Raw genomic sequence first — 16,462 nt, 5'->3', positions numbered from 1 at the left:
GATTGGAAGGAGAGGCTGACCCTTCGCGGGCCAGCCATGACCGTGTTTGTCTTACGGGTGGACGACCTGGGCGTGGGCGAAGGCCTGGATGAGCTCCCGATCGGCTTCGTTCAACACCTCGTCCACCTTGTGGATTTCGCTGCCCCCGAACACCTTCTGGCGGAACATCCGGGTCAACAGCAACTGCGTCGAGTGTCCGAGGTTTCCCTCGGTGTAGTCGATCCCGAACTGCGCCTTGGTGAAGCGCTCGAAGCGCCCGGCCAGCTCGGTATTGAGCGTCTCGGTGGCGTCCAGGATCTGCCGCATGCGGCGCGTCTCCTGGACGGAGAGCGAGGGAATCACATAGTCGAACACGTAGTGGTCGGTCTTGATGTGGCGGGCCTCATCCAGGCCGTGCGCATACAGCATCTGGCTCAGGAAGAACTTCCGCTCGGGATCGTACGCCTGGGTGCGGTGCTCGAACACGGTGATGACGGACTCGCCGATGTAGGCCGAGCAGCACAGCGCGGCCAGCTTCACGAGCGGCGAGTCGGAGCCCTCGTAGAGGCCCACCCGCTCGGTGAACAGGTTGTCCGGGTACCTGAAGTCGCGCCCGGACAGCAGCCGCACGTAGCGGTAGAACATGTTGGCGTGGTTCAGCTCCTCGGCTGCGAAGTTCGACAGGGCGTTGTGCAGCTCGAAGCCCTCGGCCAGCGGATGGCCATCCGCTTGCAATTCGGCCATCACGATGGCCATTACCGCCGACACGTGCCGTTCGATCTCCGCCAGCTGGGCGAACTCCTTGGTGAGATAGGCGATGGCCTTCTCGTGGTGCCGGGTCTCTCCAAAGGCCATCATCGACACGAAATCCAACTCCTCGGTGCCGCTCACCTTCGGCCAGTTCAGTTGATTGGGGTGGAAGGTGTTCAGGTGGGCGTTCTCGTGGATGAGGCTCAGTTTGGACCGCATGGTGTATCTCCGTGGGGGTAGGGGGCTCGTGCGTAATGCCTAGAGGTAGCTCAGCGCGTTGTAGATGGTCCGGTGAGGGTCCTGGATGGCGCGCCGGCCGTGCATCACCCGGGTGTTGTCGATCAGCACCACGTCACCGTCCTGCCAGCCGATGTCCTCGGTGAGGGTCTCGGTGGTGACGCGGATCTCCTCCTGCACTTCGTCCGGGATGCTCGAGCCGTCGGCGAAGGTGATGCGAGGCCGCTCGTAATTGAAGGAGGGGCCCAGGATGCTGTTGGCGAAGGACTTCTGCTCCGAGAACAGGGTCCCATGCACCGCCGGTACCTGGAAGGCGTAATGGATGGCGCCATCCGCCTCGGGCTCGATGCGGGTCTGGGTGCTGTTCCGCACCAGCGCCAGCAGATCACCCAGCTCGATGTCCTCCAACGGCTTGCGGCCTTCGAGCAGGTGGAACACGAAGCTCTTCCACCGGGCCTCCGCGACCCGGCGGCTGTACACGATGGGCTGCGCGAGGAAGAGCTCCCGGGTGGCGGGAGAGAGTGCATTCCACACCCGGTAGCCATCACACACCGTGGTCTGCGAGCCCGCACTGGCTGCCTTCTCGCAGTAGAACCAGCACAGGTCCGGGAGGAACGGGCTGTTGCCGTTCTCGCAATGCAACCCCACCGCGTCGAAACCCGCGTCCACCTTCTGGGCCACCGACCCGTGGAACTGGCGCGCCGGGTCCAGCGAGATGCGGCTGCTCATGCGCTTCACGAAGTGGGAGAACGCATCCAGGTGGGTGTTGAACTGGCGGAATAGGATGAAGCCCGCCTCCTCGAGCGAGGCAAGCACACCGTCCTTCGTCAGGGTGTCCAGCGATTCACCTTCCGGCGCCTGGATGAGCACTCCGTGTCCACTGCCATAGCGGGTCATGTCGGGTCCGTACATGTCTGGGGATTTCCTGTGTTGTCTCGGGCTGTGATGTCAGGCGGCTTCCTGCGGCTGCGGTTGCGGCTGGGGAGGCGTCTTCCGCGCCATGCGAGAGAACTGGTAGCGCAGGACGTTCTCGGAGATGTGGCCGGTCAGCAGCTCCAGCTTGACGAAGCCGGTCTCCGGCTGGTTCTCGTAGTAGCGGCCCCATTTCTCGCGAGCCTCCTCGTCATCCAGCCGCGTGACGCTGGCGGCGACGACCGACTCGAAGGGGTACCCCAGGGCGTCGAAGAGCATCCGCAGTTGCCGGGTGGCGGTGCAGAGGACGTACCGCATCTTCATGCACCAGAGCAGCATGGGGAGGATGCGGAGCAGCTCGGTGCCAGCGCTCTGCCCCACCGAGGCCAGTGTTCCGACCTCCACGATGCTCTCCCGGCTCACGGGCTGCTGCTCCGCCGCGGCGAGGATCTGCTCGATGGGCTCGTCCAGGTATTGCTCGGCGAAGAACTTGCCGGAGGCGCCAAAGGTGAGTCCCACGCACGCCAGGAGCTCTGGCCCGGCGGCCGGCTCGCGCCGAGCGTAGCACGCCACGAAACAATCGGGCGTGGGCTCGACACTCGCCTCGAAGGCGCGCTTGTATTTCCTTTGCGCCAGCGAGATCACTTGAGCCCATTCGTCTGTGTCGCGGCGGATGATCCTGATGTCCATAGGGGTTTCTCCTGAGGGAGGCTGTGTTTGGGTTGTTCCAGAAGTGGGCACGCTGGCTCGGTGTCAGCATCCCGCTGGGGCGGCCTGTTCTGGGGAACAGGCCGGGCACTTGGAACGCATTGCTTTGTATTTCGCGACCCTCAGCATTAATTGAGCGAGGTGGCCGCCATTGTGAGGCGGCCACGCACCTTCTATTTTTCCGCGCTGGCGGCGGCCTCGGGGGCGTCTGAGGAGGCAGGCGGGAAGGTGACATCGACCCGCTGCTCCAACTTGAGCGGAGTGGGCTCGGCGAGTGCCACCTTGACCCGCAGCACGCGCGTGTCCACGGGGCGTCCGGGTTCATCGGGCTTGAGGTAGCGGCCTCCCACGGCGTCGGGGATCTCCTCGATCACTCCCCGCCAGGACTTGCCAGGGTAGCCCTCCGCCTCGATTCGTACCGGAGCGCCGAGCACCACCCGGCCCGCGTCGTACTCGTCCACCTCCGCCTCCACCCGCAGCCGGCTCAGGTCGGCAATCGTCAGCAGCGGTGTCTGCTCGGCCACGCTCTCTCCCGGTTGCGCCACGCGGGAGATGACCACGCCGTTGATCGGCGACAGAATGCGGGAGCGGGAGATACGGCTTTCGAGCTGACGCACCCGGGCCTGAGCGACCTCGAGGCGTGCCAGGGCCACCTCCCGGTCACTGCGGTAGCGATCCAGGGTCTGCTTCGTCGCCACACCTGCCGCTTGCAAGGGTTCGTAGCGCGCCAGCTCGGCTGTCGCCAGCCGGAGCTGGGCCGCGGCCTCGGCGGCGAGCGCCCGGGACTCACCCAGCGCGGCGCGCTCTTCGCTCGAGTCCAGCACCGCCACCACCTCGCCCTTGCGCACGGTCTGTTTCTCGTCCACCCGCACCTCCTCCAGCCTTCCCGCCACCTCCGTGCCCACCGTGACGAGTGCCCCCGGGTAGGTCATCACGCGTCCCTCCGCATGGGTTTCGCGGGAACTGTCCGTCACGGGTTTTGGAGTCGCGGGCTCGGCGGACTCGGCCGGCCGGCGCATCTGCAGCACCAGCACCAGCACCGCGGCGATACCCGCCACCACCAGGAGGATTTTCGTCAGTCTTGGCTTTCTCATGTTGTGTCTACCTCAATCCATCAAATGGCCGTCAGAGATGTGGAGGATGCGATCCGCGATGGTCCGGACCTTGGGGTCATGCGTCACGATGAGCAGGGCACGCTCCTCCTGCCGCGCCAGGTCGTTGAAGATTCGCAGCACCTGGCCTCCCACTTCGGAGTCCAGGTTGGCCGTGGGCTCATCGGCCAGGAGGATGGGGGCCTGGCCTGCCAGTGCTCGGGCCAGGGCCACGCGCTGCTTCTGCCCTCCAGACAGGTCCCTGGGGAGGAAGTTCTGGCGCTCTTCCAGCCCCACCGCGCGCAGCACCCGTTGCGCCTCCTCGATGGCCGCCTTGTCGTCGAACCCCTTGATGTTGAGGGCGAACACGACGTTCTCCAGTGCTGTCAGCGCGGGGAAGAGGTTGTATTGCTGGAAGACGAAGCCCACCGAGCGTTTGCGGATTCCGGGGAGCGACTCGGGCCGCCGCGCATCGAGCTCCTTGCCATCCACCACCAACCGTCCTCCGGTGGGGGTGAGGATGCACCCGAGGATGGACAGCAACGTGGTCTTGCCCGAGCCGGAGGGGCCCTCGAGCACGACGATCTCCCCGCGCTCGAGCGACATGGAGATTCCCCGCAGCACCTCCACGGTCTCGCGGCCTTCCTTGAACGTCTTGGTGAGATTCTGGGCTTCGAGTATGGCCATGATGTCTGTCTCCTCTAGGTCCGGAACACCAGTGCGGGATCGATTCGGGCCACCTTGTGGAACGAGAGCATGGCGGCGGCCAGACACAGGAGCACCGTTCCCACGAAGGTCGCAACGATGAGCGGGGGCGTGAGCATGAGATGGAATCCCACGTTCGCCACCAGCCTGCGCGCCAGCAGGGCGGGTCCAAAACCGAGCACGAAGCCCACCACCGCGGAGATGAGGGCCTGCCGCGCCAGGATTCCGTAGATGACGCGGTTGCTACCGCCAATGGCCTTGAGGGTGCCGAACTCCCGGAGGTGCTCCATCGTCGAGGTGTAGAGCGTCTGAGCCACCACCACCACACCCACCAGGCACCCGAGGAAGACCGTCAGGATCATGTTGAATCCGAGGCCGGTGCTGGTGACCCAGTAGTTGCGAGAGATCTTCGCCCACTCGCTGCCCGTGTGGACGTCGTTGTAGGGCAATTCCTTCTGCAGTTGTGCGCGCACCTGTTCCACGTCCGCGCCGGGCTTCAGCTTGATCACCGTATACGTGGTGGATCTGCCCAGCTCCTCGGGTGCCAACCGCTGTGCCAGGTCATAGTCGAGGAATGCGATGGGCGTGGTGGTGAACGAGAGGGCGTCGCGGGTACGCCCGATGATCTTCAGCCGCTTGCCCACGAATTCGCGGTACTCGCCCGTCGAGAAGGGGCCGAAGCGCTGCGTGGCCGAGTCGTCCATGAAGACATAGTTGCCGCGCCGCAGGTCCTCGGGTGCGCCTTCCACCACGTGCCAGGGGAAGTTCCACTCCTTGAAGTCCTTCATGGCGTAGACGAGCATCTCCTCCGACACTCCGTTGGGGAGCTGGATGTCCATATAGGAGACGATGAGGTTGTCGGCGCGGGCCACCCCGGGGATGGCGCGCACCCGGTACAGCAGGGACTCCGGATACGTGTGCGCGAAGTCGATGTTGGGCGTGTTGCGCGACGTCACCCAGAGATCGGCATTCATGTTCTCGATGGTGACCGTGGCATTCCGTAGAAGGCCCGAGAACAGGCCGATCTGGACGAACACCAGTAGCACGGCGAAAGCCACGCCCAGGACAGTGGTGAAGAATCGCAGTCGATCATGCAATAAGTTCTTACGAGCCAGATCCACCATCGATGAAGCCTCCCGCTTCAAGCACTCCGAGGAGGGAGTGTGTCGGAGGAGGATGTGATGCGGGCTCTGGGAGACTCCGCGGTGCCGGCGGTCTCATGGGCAGGCAGGCTCATGTCCGTCCCTCCCTTCGAGAGACCTGGCGCATTCCCCATGCGCGGAAAACGTCACAACGCGGGCCAGTGGCGCTCTGTCTTGTGAATTTCGGGAGCCGCGAGCGTGACGGTCCGGAGGGTCATGGTCGCTTGTCTAGCGGAAGCCTTCGTCTCATTCCCGGCTCCTCACCCATCCACCTGAACAACCATGCCCGCGGCCATGGGCCGCCAGGGACGGCTACATGAGCTTCATTGACGAAATTCTCGCCGGCTTCCGCTCCGAGCCCGACAGGACGGTGTTGGAGGTGCTGGCCTCGGAGGAGCGCCCCGCCGAGAGCTACCGCGGCCGCGAGCTCCTCCATGCCATCGCGGTGCTGGCGGCACGCCTCCAGGCAGCCGGGCAGCCGGCCCGAGTCGGCGTGCTGGCGGCGAATACGCCGGAGTGGGTGGTGGCGGATCTCTCCCTGCTCTCGCTCGGCGTCTCTGAAGTCCCCGTGCCCCTGGCGTTCTCGGCGGCCCAGGCCCGGAGCCTGCTCGAGCACACCGAGCTCTGTCTGGTGGACGCCGAGGGAGAGCGGCGGTTGATGCAGTGGTGGCCCCAGGGCAACCCCGTCGTGCGCCGGGTATTGCGGGTGGACATGGCTGAGCTCCTGGCGTGCTCTCGGCCGCCCCCTCTCCCGCAGACCCGGACCGGGGAATGGATTGCCAAGATCATCCACACCTCGGGAACGACGAGTGCTCCCAAGGGAGTGATGATCCGGTCAGGCGGCCTGGAGTCCCTGCTGACCTCGCTCCGGCGCGTGATTCCTCCGGGCACCCATTCCCGCTCCCTCTCACTCGTTCCCCTGAGTCTGCTCATCGAGCAGGTCTCCGCCCTCTACCTGGCACTTCTGGCGGGTGGCACCACGGTCTTCCTACCGCGTGGCAAGCCGTTGCTGGGGGAGGCGGGTGGCGTCCCCAAGGCCATGATGCCATTCCTTCCAATCGCTCGGCCTTCCTGCCTGACCCTGACGCCCTCCATGGTGGCGGCGCTTCTGTCCTTCTGCCAGGGAATGGAGGGCCTGGAGCGCACCGAGCTGTGCAGGGGGCTCTTCGGACGGCCGGAGGCTCCATTCCTCACCTGCGGAGGGGCACCGACTCCTCCTGAGATGTTGCGGGCGCTCGCGGCGTTCGGCCTCGACGTCTACGAGGGCTACGGTCTGAGCGAGAACAGCTCGGTGGTGGCGTTGAACACGCCCGGTCACAACAAGCCCGGCACCGTGGGCAGGCCGCTCGAGCATGTCGAAGTGAAGCTCGCGCCAGATGGGGAACTGCTCATCCGTGGGCGCTCGTTGTTCGCCGGCTACACCACGAGGGATCCCTCATCCTGCCGGCTCGATGACAAGGGGTGGTTGAGCACGGGCGACATCGCGGAGATCGATGCCGAGGGCTTCATCAGCATCCGGGGCCGGAAGAAGAACGTGATCATCACCGCCCACGGCCGCAACGTCTCCCCGGAGTGGGTGGAGGCCCGGTACCAGGGCGTGTCTGGTATCGAAAGGGCCGTCGTCTTCGGTGACGGGCTGGAGGCCCTGCATGGCTTCTTCCTGGTGGACCCTGGGGTGTCTCCCGCTCACGTGGCGCCGCAACTCGAGGCGTTCGGCCGGGAGCACCTGTCGGAGGTGGAGCGGGTCGAGGTGCTCCACATCTACCCGGCCACGCCGGAGATGTACCAACGCCTGTTCACCCTGACCGGCCGACCGCGGCGCGACGCAATCTGGGCCTTCCTGCAGCAGAGCCAGGACGAACAGCAGAACCAAGACAGACAGCAGAGCCGAGACGAAGCAGTTCACATCAACCCGTGAGGACACAATGAAATACACCATCGTGCTGACGTACACGTTTGCTACCGAGTGGCTGCAGAAGAGCTGGAAGGAGCGGGGGGCGTTCGAGCGCGAGCACCTGCAGCCGATCTTCGCCAAATACGCGAACACCGTCCAACCCCGCTTCTACGATGCGGAGGCCTTTTCCACCCGCTGCTCGGACTTCGTGATTCTCGAGACGGAGGACCTCAAGCAGTACTACTTCCTCATCGAGGAGCTGCGCGAGAGCAGGTTGTTCTCCGAGGGGTTGATCGAGTTCAAGGACATCACCATCGGGGTGGAGGACGGCTTCCGGGAGTTCGAGAAGGAAGTGCTCGAAGCCCGGTAGCCAGGGCCCCGCCGCTGAACGACAAGGAATAGGCCATGCAGGCAGAATCCTCACAGGAAGTATTGCATCGATACCGGAGGCATGCGCCTCCAGCCTTGCTCGTGGACCTGGTGGACGAGGTGGTGATGTCGGCCGAGGGCGCGACCCTGCACTGCGCCGGCGATCGGCTGCTGCTCGATTTCGCCAGTGGCGGGTTCGGCTACGGTCACCCGCGAGTGCGCGAGGCGGTTGCCGCGCAGATAGAGAAGGCACCCCTCTCCAGCCGGATCCTCATCAGCCGTCCACTCGCGATGCTGGTTCAACGCCTGGCGGAGATGGCACCGGGTGAGCTCCAGGTCTCCTATGTGTGCAACTCGGGCGAGGAGGCGTTGGACTCGTCGCTGAAGCTCACCAAGGGGTATGCACCGCACCGGCGCAATCTGGTGGTCGTCGAGGGCTGTGACTTCGGCACCCTGAGCCATGGTCTCTACCTGGCTGGGATTGGCGAGTCCTACCTGCGGCACCTGCCGTTCGTTCCCGTGCGTGTGCCATTCGGTGACCTTCAGGCGATGCTGCACGCGGTGGATGACAGCACCGCCGCGGTGCTGCTGGAGCCCGTGTCTCTTGCCCGGGGTGTGCAACTGACGCCCGCGGAGTACCTGCGGGCCCTCCGCCAGCGCTGCGATGAAACCGGCACGCTGATGATCATCAATGAAATCCAGACAGCCCTGGGCCGCACGGGCCGCGAGTTCGCCGTGGAGCACTCGGGCGTGGTACCGGACGTGCTGGTCCTCGGCGGGGCGCTGGGGGGAGGAATCATCCCGGTGGGAGCCTATGTGACCCGGGTGCCGATCAACTCGGCGGTGTACGACCGGCGCAATCCCACCCTGCATGGCAGCACTACGGGCGCCAACCCGGCGAGCTGCGCGGCGGCGCTGGCCGTGCTCGAAACGCTCGTGGAGGAGCGGTTGGCGGAGCGCCACGCGCAGCATGGGCGCACCTTGACCCTCGCATTGGAGGGGCTGCGGGCCCGTCATCCGGAACGCATCCGGCAGGTGCAGGTCCTCGGCTCCCTGGCCGCCCTTGAATTCGAATCAACCGAGCGGGCGGAGGCCGTGCGCCGGAGCGCGCTGGAGCGGGGCCTGCTGCTGCGGCATGCGGCGGATGGCTGGTTGCACATGCGGCCACCGCTGTTGGTCTCCGCCACGGAGCTTGGCGGAGCGCTAGATATCCTAACGGCCTCCCTGGAGATGGAATGATGGACCGGAGTCAAGTCATTGATGCCTGTGGCAGGTATTGGAATCCAACCGCCGCGACCTTCTTCCACGTCACACACCGGACCATCGAGAGTCACGCGGAAGGCTGCACGGTGGTGGACGAGGAGGGCCGGCGCTATCTCGACTTCGCGTGCAGTTACGGCGTGTTCGTGATCGGCCATTGCAATCCATATGTGCGGCGCAGGGTGTTGGAGCAGATGGACCGGCTCGCGAGTGCACCCTTTGGCGTCGCCAACCCGGTTGCCGCCGAGTTGATGGAAGTGGTGACGGACATGTTACCGGGTGGGTTGAACCGGGTGTTCTTCGCCAACTCCGGCGCGGAGTCCTCGGAGATGGCGCTGCGCGCCGCCCTGGCCTGCAACGCGCCACGCCGGAAGGTGATCGCGGCGATCAACTCGTACCATGGCAAGACCCTGGGCGCGCTCAACATCCTTGGCCAGCAGGGGCACCGCTCCCCGTTCCTGCCGCTGATGGCGGAGGTGGAGTTCGTTCCCTATGGCGACATCGAGGCCATGCGCCGGGCCGTGGGAGATGGCGTGGCGGCGGTCTTCCTGGAGCCCATCCTCGGAGGCCCCTTCATCACCGTGCCGCCCCCGGGCTACCTCAAGGAGGTGGAGTCCCTGTGCCGGCGGACCCAGAGCCTGCTGGTGGTGGACGAGGTCCAGACCGGTTTCGGCCGAGCCGGAAAGATGTTCGCCATCGAGTACGATGGGGTCGAGCCAGACATCATGCTGCTCTCCAAGGGGATTACCGGCGGCCACGCGGCCATCGCCCTCGCGGTCATGCAGGACTCCGTGGTGGAGCGGCTTGAGCGCATCGAGGGCCTGCCGCCGCGCTACCTGTCGAGCGACTCGGGGGGCTCGCCCTATGCGTGTGCGGCGGCGTTGGCTTCCATCGAGTTCATTCGTGACAACCAACTGCCCGAGCGCGCCGCGTTCCTCGGCCAGCGGCTCCGGAGCGGGCTGGAGCGGATGGCTCGCAAGTACCCGAAGCTCATCCTGGACGTGCCAGGGACAGGCCTGATGACAGGCCTCCGCGTGCGGAATCCCGCGGTGGAGACGGCGATCACCATGGCGCTCGGCAAGCGGGGGGTCCACGTCGGACATTCGATGAACGAGACGGCCCCGCACCCCGTGCTGCGCTTCTACCCGCCGCTCACCGTCACCGAGGCGGAGATCGATCAATCCCTGGAAGCACTCGAGCAGGCCCTGGAGGGATTGGGCCGGATTCCCGGGAGGGTGTATGACCTGTTGGATGTGATCGTCCGCCGCCAGTATCGGATACCGCGGAAGTGGCTGTTGCGTCTGTCGGGTGTGAAGGATGGGCACGCGCAGGCGCATGCGTGAGTCCGACATGGACGACTCCCTCCCACTGAGGAGACTCCTGTCCGCATGACTTGATGGAGCGAGGGCATCCCGGCCATGCTTGCCGGGTATGTCGCTCATGCTCCTGTGGGTGGTGCTCGCCCTGGTTGTGTTGGGGGGCGTGGGGGTGCTCGGGTTCCGGTACCTGCGCACGCTCCGAGTCCGCCGTGCGGTGCGGGGCCTGCGCCATCCGGTGGTGCTGGTCCACGGACTGCTCGGCTTCGACGAGCTCAAGCTGGGCCAGAGCCGGCACCAGTACTTCCGAGGCGTCCCCGAGCGGCTGCGCCAGCTGGGCTCGGATGTGTACGTGGTGAAGGTGCCACCCACCGGCTCGGTGGCCGAGCGTGCCGAGGCGCTCGCCCAGGCCGTGCGCAGCCTGGATGCGAAGCGGGTGAACATCATCGCCCACAGCATGGGTGGCCTGGACGCGCGCTATGCCATCGCGCACCTGGGGTTGGCCTCGCGCGTGGCCTCGCTCATCACCATTGGTACCCCGCACCAGGGCACGCCACTGGCGGACATGGGCACGAAGGTGTTGGGCGATGCGCTCGGCCTCAAGCGGGTGTGTGAGGCGCTCGCGGTGAGCACGGGCGCCTTCTACGACCTGACCACCACGAAGATGGCGGAGTTCAACCGCGCCGTGCCGGACGCGCCGGGCGTCAGATACGCCAGCTACGTCGGTGCCTTCCCGAGGAGCATCCGGGCACTCAATCCCATCCTCCTGCCTTCGTACCTGTACCTGACGCGGAGTGTGGGGCCCAATGATGGCGTGGTGCCCGCCGACTCGCAGAAGTGGGGCGAGGTGCTGGGCACCATCGAAGCGGACCACTGGGCCCAGATTGGCTGGTCCTCCCGCTTCGACGCCGAGGCCTTCTACGTCTCGCTCTTCCAGGCGCTGCGCGAGCGGAATCTCTGAGGTGTCTCGAGGTCGTTCTCGCGGCGCCCGGTCCGCGGGGTCAGCTCGAAGGCCCGGGCGTTGGTGTCATCCCTACGGCTTCTGCACCGCTCGTGGTGGCCCCGTCAGCGTGCTCGCGCTCGAGGCGGTGGCTGTCGCGGCCCGCACGGTGTGGTTCCGGACCCGGAACTCGTTGTCGAAGTGGCCACTCTTGAGTGCCACCTTGCCGAGGTCATCGGTCGGGGGCGCATCGGAGCGGAAGGCGAAGCGGTCGGCCACGAGCACCTCGCTGCCACCCGGAGGCGTCACCCAGACGCTGTACGTCTTGGCGCCGAGGTCCGTGCTCATGCGCACGTGGTAGGTGGTGTTGGCCTGGTAGGGCACGCTGGCGAGCGCGGCATAGTCCCCGCCCCGGCGCACGTCGAAGAAGCCGCTCGGGTTCAGGCGGATGCTCATGGCCACGCTGGAGTAGGCGGTGACGTTGGTGGAGGTGTCCGCGTAGCCGACGACGCCGTCGACGGGCTTGCTGAGCGGCGTGATGTCGAACTCGACGATCCGCACCCCGGTGTTGCTGGGCCCCAGGTCATGCAGGCTCCCGGGGAAGCCGAGCGTCGAGAGCCACCCGCTCTGGTTCCACAGCTTGAAGCGGCTCACCGCTTCGACGAAGTAGTGGTCCCCGTAGATGAGGCTCTTGTCGATGTCCTCTCCCTGCGGCTCGATGGCCGTCCTGTAGAACGCCACGCCATGCAGGAGGATGCCGGGACCGCCACCGGTGGCCGGGGCCAGGTAGGCCGGGGACGCGAGGCTGTCGAGCATCGCCAGGGCCGCGTTCCGGTAGCGCAGGGCCACGGCCGGGTCGCTGACATACCTGCTCAACTCCTGGAGCGCCGAGGCGACGATGGCGGCGGCCGAGGAGTCCTTCTGCTGCTGGTCCGCGGGTGCGTTGAAGTCCCAGTTGGGGACGGAGTCCGCGGGCAGCCGGGCCAGGTAGTAGTCGGTGACCTTCTGCGCGGCCTGGAGCATGCGCGGGTCTTGCGTGTACCGGTAGGCCGTGGTGAAGCCGTAGATGGCCCAGGCCTGCCCTCGGGCCCAGGTGGAACTGTTGGAGAACCCCTGGTACGTGCCCCGGGAGAGGATGGCGCCCGAGGTGCTGTAATCCACCACGTGGAAGGTGCCACCGTCCGCGCGGACCATGTCCGCCGCGGTCTTCAGGGCATGACGGAGCGCCATGTCGTTCCAGGCGGGATCTCCTCCATTGCGGGACGCCCAGAAGAGCAACTCCAGGTCGGCCATCGTGTCCGTGACCATGGGCACATGCCAGGTCCCGTCATTCCAGTCGCAGCAATCGATGACGCCCACGGTGGGGTTGAAGCGTCTGGCCAGTGAGCCCGCCGCCGTCAACATCACCTGCCGGTAGTAGTCATCCCCCGTCAGGCGGTACGCCTGCCCGAAGCTGGTCATGAACTTGAAGCCCAGGTCATGGGTGATTTGACGGATGTCGGGGTTGCTCTTCTGGAGCTCCAGGTTGCGCGTCCAGGCGTCCGCCTTGGTGCTCCAGAAGGGATCCCGCCCCTGCTCGTACATGAGCCAGAGCTGGCCCGGGAAGAAGCCTTGCACCCAGTCGATGTTGGCGGTGTTGGGGACGAGTCTCCACGGGCCGTTGGTCGTGGCCTTGGGGTACTGCGTCGTTGGTATCTGTGGGTTCGTGGCCGTGGCGCGCAACTTCTGCTGGGCGGACTGGAGGGCTCGATCCGCCGCCGCGTCATCGAAGGCCCATGCCGGAGCCGCCACGAGCACGCAGAGACACCCCACCAGCGTCCCGAGGACGGCTCTTCTCCGGCGGTCCCTTGCCGTATTGATGGGGAAAGGCATTTGTGACGCCTGGCTGGTCTGCGGCCAGACGGGCTCGGGCGTCATCTCCAGCATGGGCAGACGCTGTACCTCGGTGCTTCGTTTCCTGTTCATGTCCTTCTCCTGATTGTCCTCGCAAGGACGCCGAGAAGGAGTGGGTTCCCTCGTGTTTGTGATTAGCGATGCTGCAGCTCAGTCGAGCAATTGCATGAGGTCCGCCCGCGTGATGGCCGCGGCCCCGGAGGCGCCGCCGAGCGCGGACTCGAAGAGAGCGCGCTTCTTCTCCTGTAGGGTGAGGATCTTCTCCTCCACCGTGCCTCGCGACACCAGCCGGTACACCATCACCGGCCGCTGCTGGCCGATGCGGTGCGCGCGATCCGCGGCCTGGGCCTCCACGGACGGGTTCCACCACGGGTCCACCAGGAAGACGTGGTCCGCCGCCGTGAGGTTGAGCCCCGTGGCGCCCGCCTTGAGGGAGATCAACATCACGGGGGGACCCTTCGGATCCTGGAAGGACTCGGCCACGGCGCCGCGGTTGCTCGTGCCACCATCCAGCCGGATGAACCCGATGCCCGCCCCCTTCAGGGCCGGCTCGATGAGATCCAGCATGGACGTCCACTGCGAGAAGACGAGCGCCTTGTGCCCGTCCTCCACCGCGGTGCCGAGCGCCTCGAGCAGCGCCTCCACCTTGGAGGACGTGTTCGCCTGCTGTCCGGGCACGAGGGCGGGGTGGCACGCCGCCTGACGCAGCCGCAGCAGCGCCTCCAGCGCCTTCAGCACGCTGCCGCCTTCCTCGAGCTGGGACACCACCTCCTCGCGCGTGGCGGCGTACACCGCGTCATAGACGGCGCGCTCCCGCTCGGTGAGGGTGACGTGGCGCACGGACTCGGTGCGCGGCGGAAGCTCCGGCGCCACGTCCCGCTTGAGCCTGCGCAGTACGAAGGGTCGGATGCGCGCGCGCAGCTGCTCGGCCGCTCCCTTCTGGTTGTCCGACACGGGCCGCGACCACCGCTCCTCGAACTCCTTGCGCCCTCCGAGCAGCCCCCGGTTGGTGAAGTGCATCAGGCTCCAGAGCTCCTCGAGCCGGTTCTCGATGGGGGTACCGCTCAGGGCCACCCGGAAGGCGGCCTGGAGCCCGTACGCCGCGCGTGCCACCTGGCTGTCCGGGTTCTTGATGGCCTGGGCCTCGTCCAGCACCACCGTGTCCCATGCCTTGGCCCCGAGGAGCTCCGCGTCCAGGCGCAGCAGTGCGTAGGTGGTGAGCGTCACGTCGGCCGTCTCGTCCAGGGTGCGGCCGGGGCCATGGTAGACGGAGACCTTCAGCGAGGGACGGAAGCGCTTCACCTCCGCTTCCCAGTTGGGGAGCACGCTCGTCGGTGCCACCACCAGCGTGCCCGGCCCCAGTGTGCAGATGGTCTGCAGCGTCTTGCCCAGACCCATGTCGTCCGCGAGCACGCCGCCGAGGCCCGCCTGCCTCAGGAAGGTGAGCCAGCTGATGCCCTGTATCTGGTAGGGACGCGGCGTCGCGGTGAGATCCTGGGGCAGCTGTACCTCCGGCAGCTTCTCGAAGCCCTGCACCAGAGGCGCCAGCCGCTCGAGCCCGGGCGGGGAAGGGTGCTCCAGCGCGTCGCACAGCCCGGTGAGCTGAGGGATGGCGTGGTTGGCGAGCCGTCCGTCCTTCCCTCGCGCCGCCAGCAGATCCGACACGCGCTGGCCATGCGTCTTCAGCCATGCGGTGGGCAAGGGTGCCCACCCGCCACCCTCCAATGGCACCAGGCCCAGACCCTCCTCCCACGCGCGTATCACCGCGCCCGCGTCCACCGAGCGCGGCACGCCCGGCTCCGCCCCCTCCACCTGGAAGTCGAGCGAGAAACCCACGTGTGGCACACCGGACGGCGTGGCACCCGCATCCACAGAGAGGGTGGGGCGTAGCTGGACGTTGGGGCTCACCACGCGCGCCGCGTCCCCGGTGAGGCCTCCGCGCCAGCGCCGCAGCTTGTCGGCGAGCTGCACCGCCTCCGGGCCCTGCACCGTGACGCGCCGGCCGGGCATCATGTTCAGATCGTCGCGCAGCTGGTGGATGAGCTTCTGCTCAGCGGGCTCGTCGCGCACGGGCACCGCGCCCTTCAGGTACACCATGCGCCCGTTGTCGATGCGCACCGACGGCGGAGAGCCGTACACCAGCGTGGGCAGCACCGAGAGGCCGGAGTCCAGTTGGTTGAGCTCCAGGGAGATGCGCGGCTTGAGCGTGCGATCGATGGGCGGCAGCCGCTGGCTCTTCACGTCCACCGGCATGCGCCGCGCGAAGTCCGGCAGCACCTTCCCGGTGAGATCTCCCATCTGCTCGGGCGGGAAGACGCGCTCCTGCGGCAGGTGCTCCAGCCGCGCGCCGGTGAGGGCCTGCTCGCCGAGCCGGCAGAGCGTGCCTCCGCAGACCACCACCCCGGGGCTCACCACCTCGGTGACGCGCGGGTCCTTCTCCACCTTGAGCACCGTCTGCTCGCCGCGGTCCTCCACGGAGACGCGTGGGAGGAGGGGCTCGCTCGAGACGGACACCAGGATGCCGTCGAAGAGCACGGTGCGCGCGGGCTCCAGCACACGCAGGAGCGCGTCGAGCCGCTCGGGCGGAAGGGGGCCTCGCGTGGGCTTCAGCAGCAGCTTGTCCGCGAGCAGGTCGCACGGCTCCACCTGGATCCGGGCCGCCTCCACGGGATTCGTCAGCAGCGACGCCAGGCTGCGCGCCAGGAGCCGCGCGGTGTTGTCCGGACGCACAAGCAGACGCTCGAGCTGGATCCCTCCGTCCACGCGCTTGAAGCGGTACACCATGCGCTCCGGCTTCGGCGCGGCACTGGCACCCGGGCGAGGGCTGGCCTGGGCTGCGGAGGCCTGGGTGGGCGCGGGCCGGGTGGGCGTGGGTGGGCGCGGTGCGGAGGCACGCTGAGTGGGGGAGCGCTGGGACACCGAGTGGTGGAGGATGATGGCCGCCGCCACCACGTGCTCGCAGGGGTCTACCCGGCCGCGGCAGTCGCACTCCCAGACATCGTCCTCCGGATAGAGCACGGTGGTCACGGGGGCTGGCCGGCCGGCGATGCGCACCCGCAGCACGGCCTCTTCCTCTCCGACGGACTGCACCGAGACGGCGCCCGCTCGGGCCAGGTTCATGCCGGCAGACCAGGTATCCGGGCGCGCTTCCCCCCGGACGGTTTCGAGTAGCTCCGCGGTCACTGACATACGAGGACCGTCTCCCTATCCCCGCGGCGGGCCCAGCGCAAAATCATTCATGCGTTTGCCGATACCTCGCCGCGGTA

At 66.9% G+C, this 16,462-nt stretch carries 13 protein-coding genes; 5 read left to right on the top strand and 8 right to left on the bottom strand.

Features of this window, described 5'->3' with window-relative positions:
* Positions 1 to 51: 51 nt before the first annotated feature.
* The 6 genes from DAT35_RS50185 to DAT35_RS50160 form a co-directional block, all read right to left on the bottom strand.
* Positions 52 to 948, bottom strand: coding sequence for a diiron oxygenase (locus DAT35_RS50185; RefSeq protein ID WP_108076588.1), 897 nt, complete (start codon positions 946 to 948; stop codon positions 52 to 54).
* A 39-nt stretch (positions 949 to 987) separates the two neighbouring features.
* The gene (locus DAT35_RS50180) at positions 988 to 1,878 is read right to left on the bottom strand and encodes a TauD/TfdA family dioxygenase (RefSeq protein ID WP_108076586.1); all 891 of its coding nucleotides are present in this window, start codon (positions 1,876 to 1,878) and stop codon (positions 988 to 990) included.
* A 36-nt stretch (positions 1,879 to 1,914) separates the two neighbouring features.
* Complete coding sequence (locus tag DAT35_RS50175) at positions 1,915 to 2,568, bottom strand: thermostable hemolysin (RefSeq protein WP_108076584.1); 654 nt, start codon at positions 2,566 to 2,568, stop codon at positions 1,915 to 1,917.
* A 191-nt stretch (positions 2,569 to 2,759) separates the two neighbouring features.
* Positions 2,760 to 3,680: an efflux RND transporter periplasmic adaptor subunit gene (locus DAT35_RS50170; protein WP_108076582.1), complete on the bottom strand. Its 921-nt coding sequence runs from the start codon at positions 3,678 to 3,680 to the stop codon at positions 2,760 to 2,762.
* Between the two features lie 12 nt (positions 3,681 to 3,692).
* Positions 3,693 to 4,364, bottom strand: a complete 672-nt coding sequence (locus DAT35_RS50165) for an ABC transporter ATP-binding protein (protein WP_108076580.1) — start codon at positions 4,362 to 4,364, stop codon at positions 3,693 to 3,695.
* A 14-nt stretch (positions 4,365 to 4,378) separates the two neighbouring features.
* Positions 4,379 to 5,479, bottom strand: a complete 1,101-nt coding sequence (locus DAT35_RS50160; protein ID WP_158502214.1) for an ABC transporter permease — start codon at positions 5,477 to 5,479, stop codon at positions 4,379 to 4,381.
* A 361-nt stretch (positions 5,480 to 5,840) separates the two neighbouring features.
* Here DAT35_RS50160 and DAT35_RS50155 point away from each other — a divergent pair, with 361 nt between their 5' ends.
* The 5 genes from DAT35_RS50155 to DAT35_RS50135 all read left to right on the top strand — a co-directional run bounded on the left by DAT35_RS50155 (position 5,841) and on the right by DAT35_RS50135 (position 11,324).
* A complete protein-coding gene (locus tag DAT35_RS50155) occupies positions 5,841 to 7,442 on the top strand; it encodes an AMP-binding protein (protein WP_108076576.1) in 1,602 nt (533 codons plus the stop codon).
* 7 nt (positions 7,443 to 7,449) lie between these two features.
* Positions 7,450 to 7,788 (top strand): darcynin family protein, encoded by a 339-nt coding sequence (locus tag DAT35_RS50150; RefSeq protein ID WP_108076574.1) that lies wholly within the window; start codon positions 7,450 to 7,452, stop codon positions 7,786 to 7,788.
* A gap of 35 nt (positions 7,789 to 7,823) precedes the next feature.
* Positions 7,824 to 9,026: an aspartate aminotransferase family protein gene (locus DAT35_RS50145; RefSeq protein WP_108076572.1), complete on the top strand. Its 1,203-nt coding sequence runs from the start codon at positions 7,824 to 7,826 to the stop codon at positions 9,024 to 9,026.
* Complete coding sequence (locus DAT35_RS50140) at positions 9,023 to 10,390, top strand: aspartate aminotransferase family protein (RefSeq protein ID WP_108076570.1); 1,368 nt, start codon at positions 9,023 to 9,025, stop codon at positions 10,388 to 10,390. The genes DAT35_RS50145 and DAT35_RS50140 overlap by 4 nt, the downstream gene beginning before the upstream one ends.
* Positions 10,391 to 10,478: 88 nt before the next feature.
* A complete protein-coding gene (locus tag DAT35_RS50135; RefSeq protein ID WP_108076568.1) occupies positions 10,479 to 11,324 on the top strand; it encodes a triacylglycerol lipase in 846 nt (281 codons plus the stop codon).
* Between the two features lie 72 nt (positions 11,325 to 11,396).
* Here the strand turns inward: DAT35_RS50135 and DAT35_RS50130 are convergent, their stop codons facing one another.
* Both DAT35_RS50130 and DAT35_RS50125 read right to left on the bottom strand, forming a co-directional pair.
* Positions 11,397 to 13,268: a glycoside hydrolase family 88 protein gene (locus DAT35_RS50130; RefSeq protein ID WP_233262184.1), complete on the bottom strand. Its 1,872-nt coding sequence runs from the start codon at positions 13,266 to 13,268 to the stop codon at positions 11,397 to 11,399.
* A 78-nt stretch (positions 13,269 to 13,346) separates the two neighbouring features.
* Complete coding sequence (locus DAT35_RS50125; protein ID WP_108076566.1) at positions 13,347 to 16,385, bottom strand: DEAD/DEAH box helicase; 3,039 nt, start codon at positions 16,383 to 16,385, stop codon at positions 13,347 to 13,349.
* Between the last annotated feature and the right edge of the window lie 77 nt (positions 16,386 to 16,462).

The sequence above is a fragment of the Vitiosangium sp. GDMCC 1.1324 genome, from assembly GCF_003044305.1.
Classification (GTDB): Bacteria; Myxococcota; Myxococcia; order Myxococcales; family Myxococcaceae; genus Archangium.
This window is presented reverse-complemented; position numbering and strand designations above follow the sequence as displayed.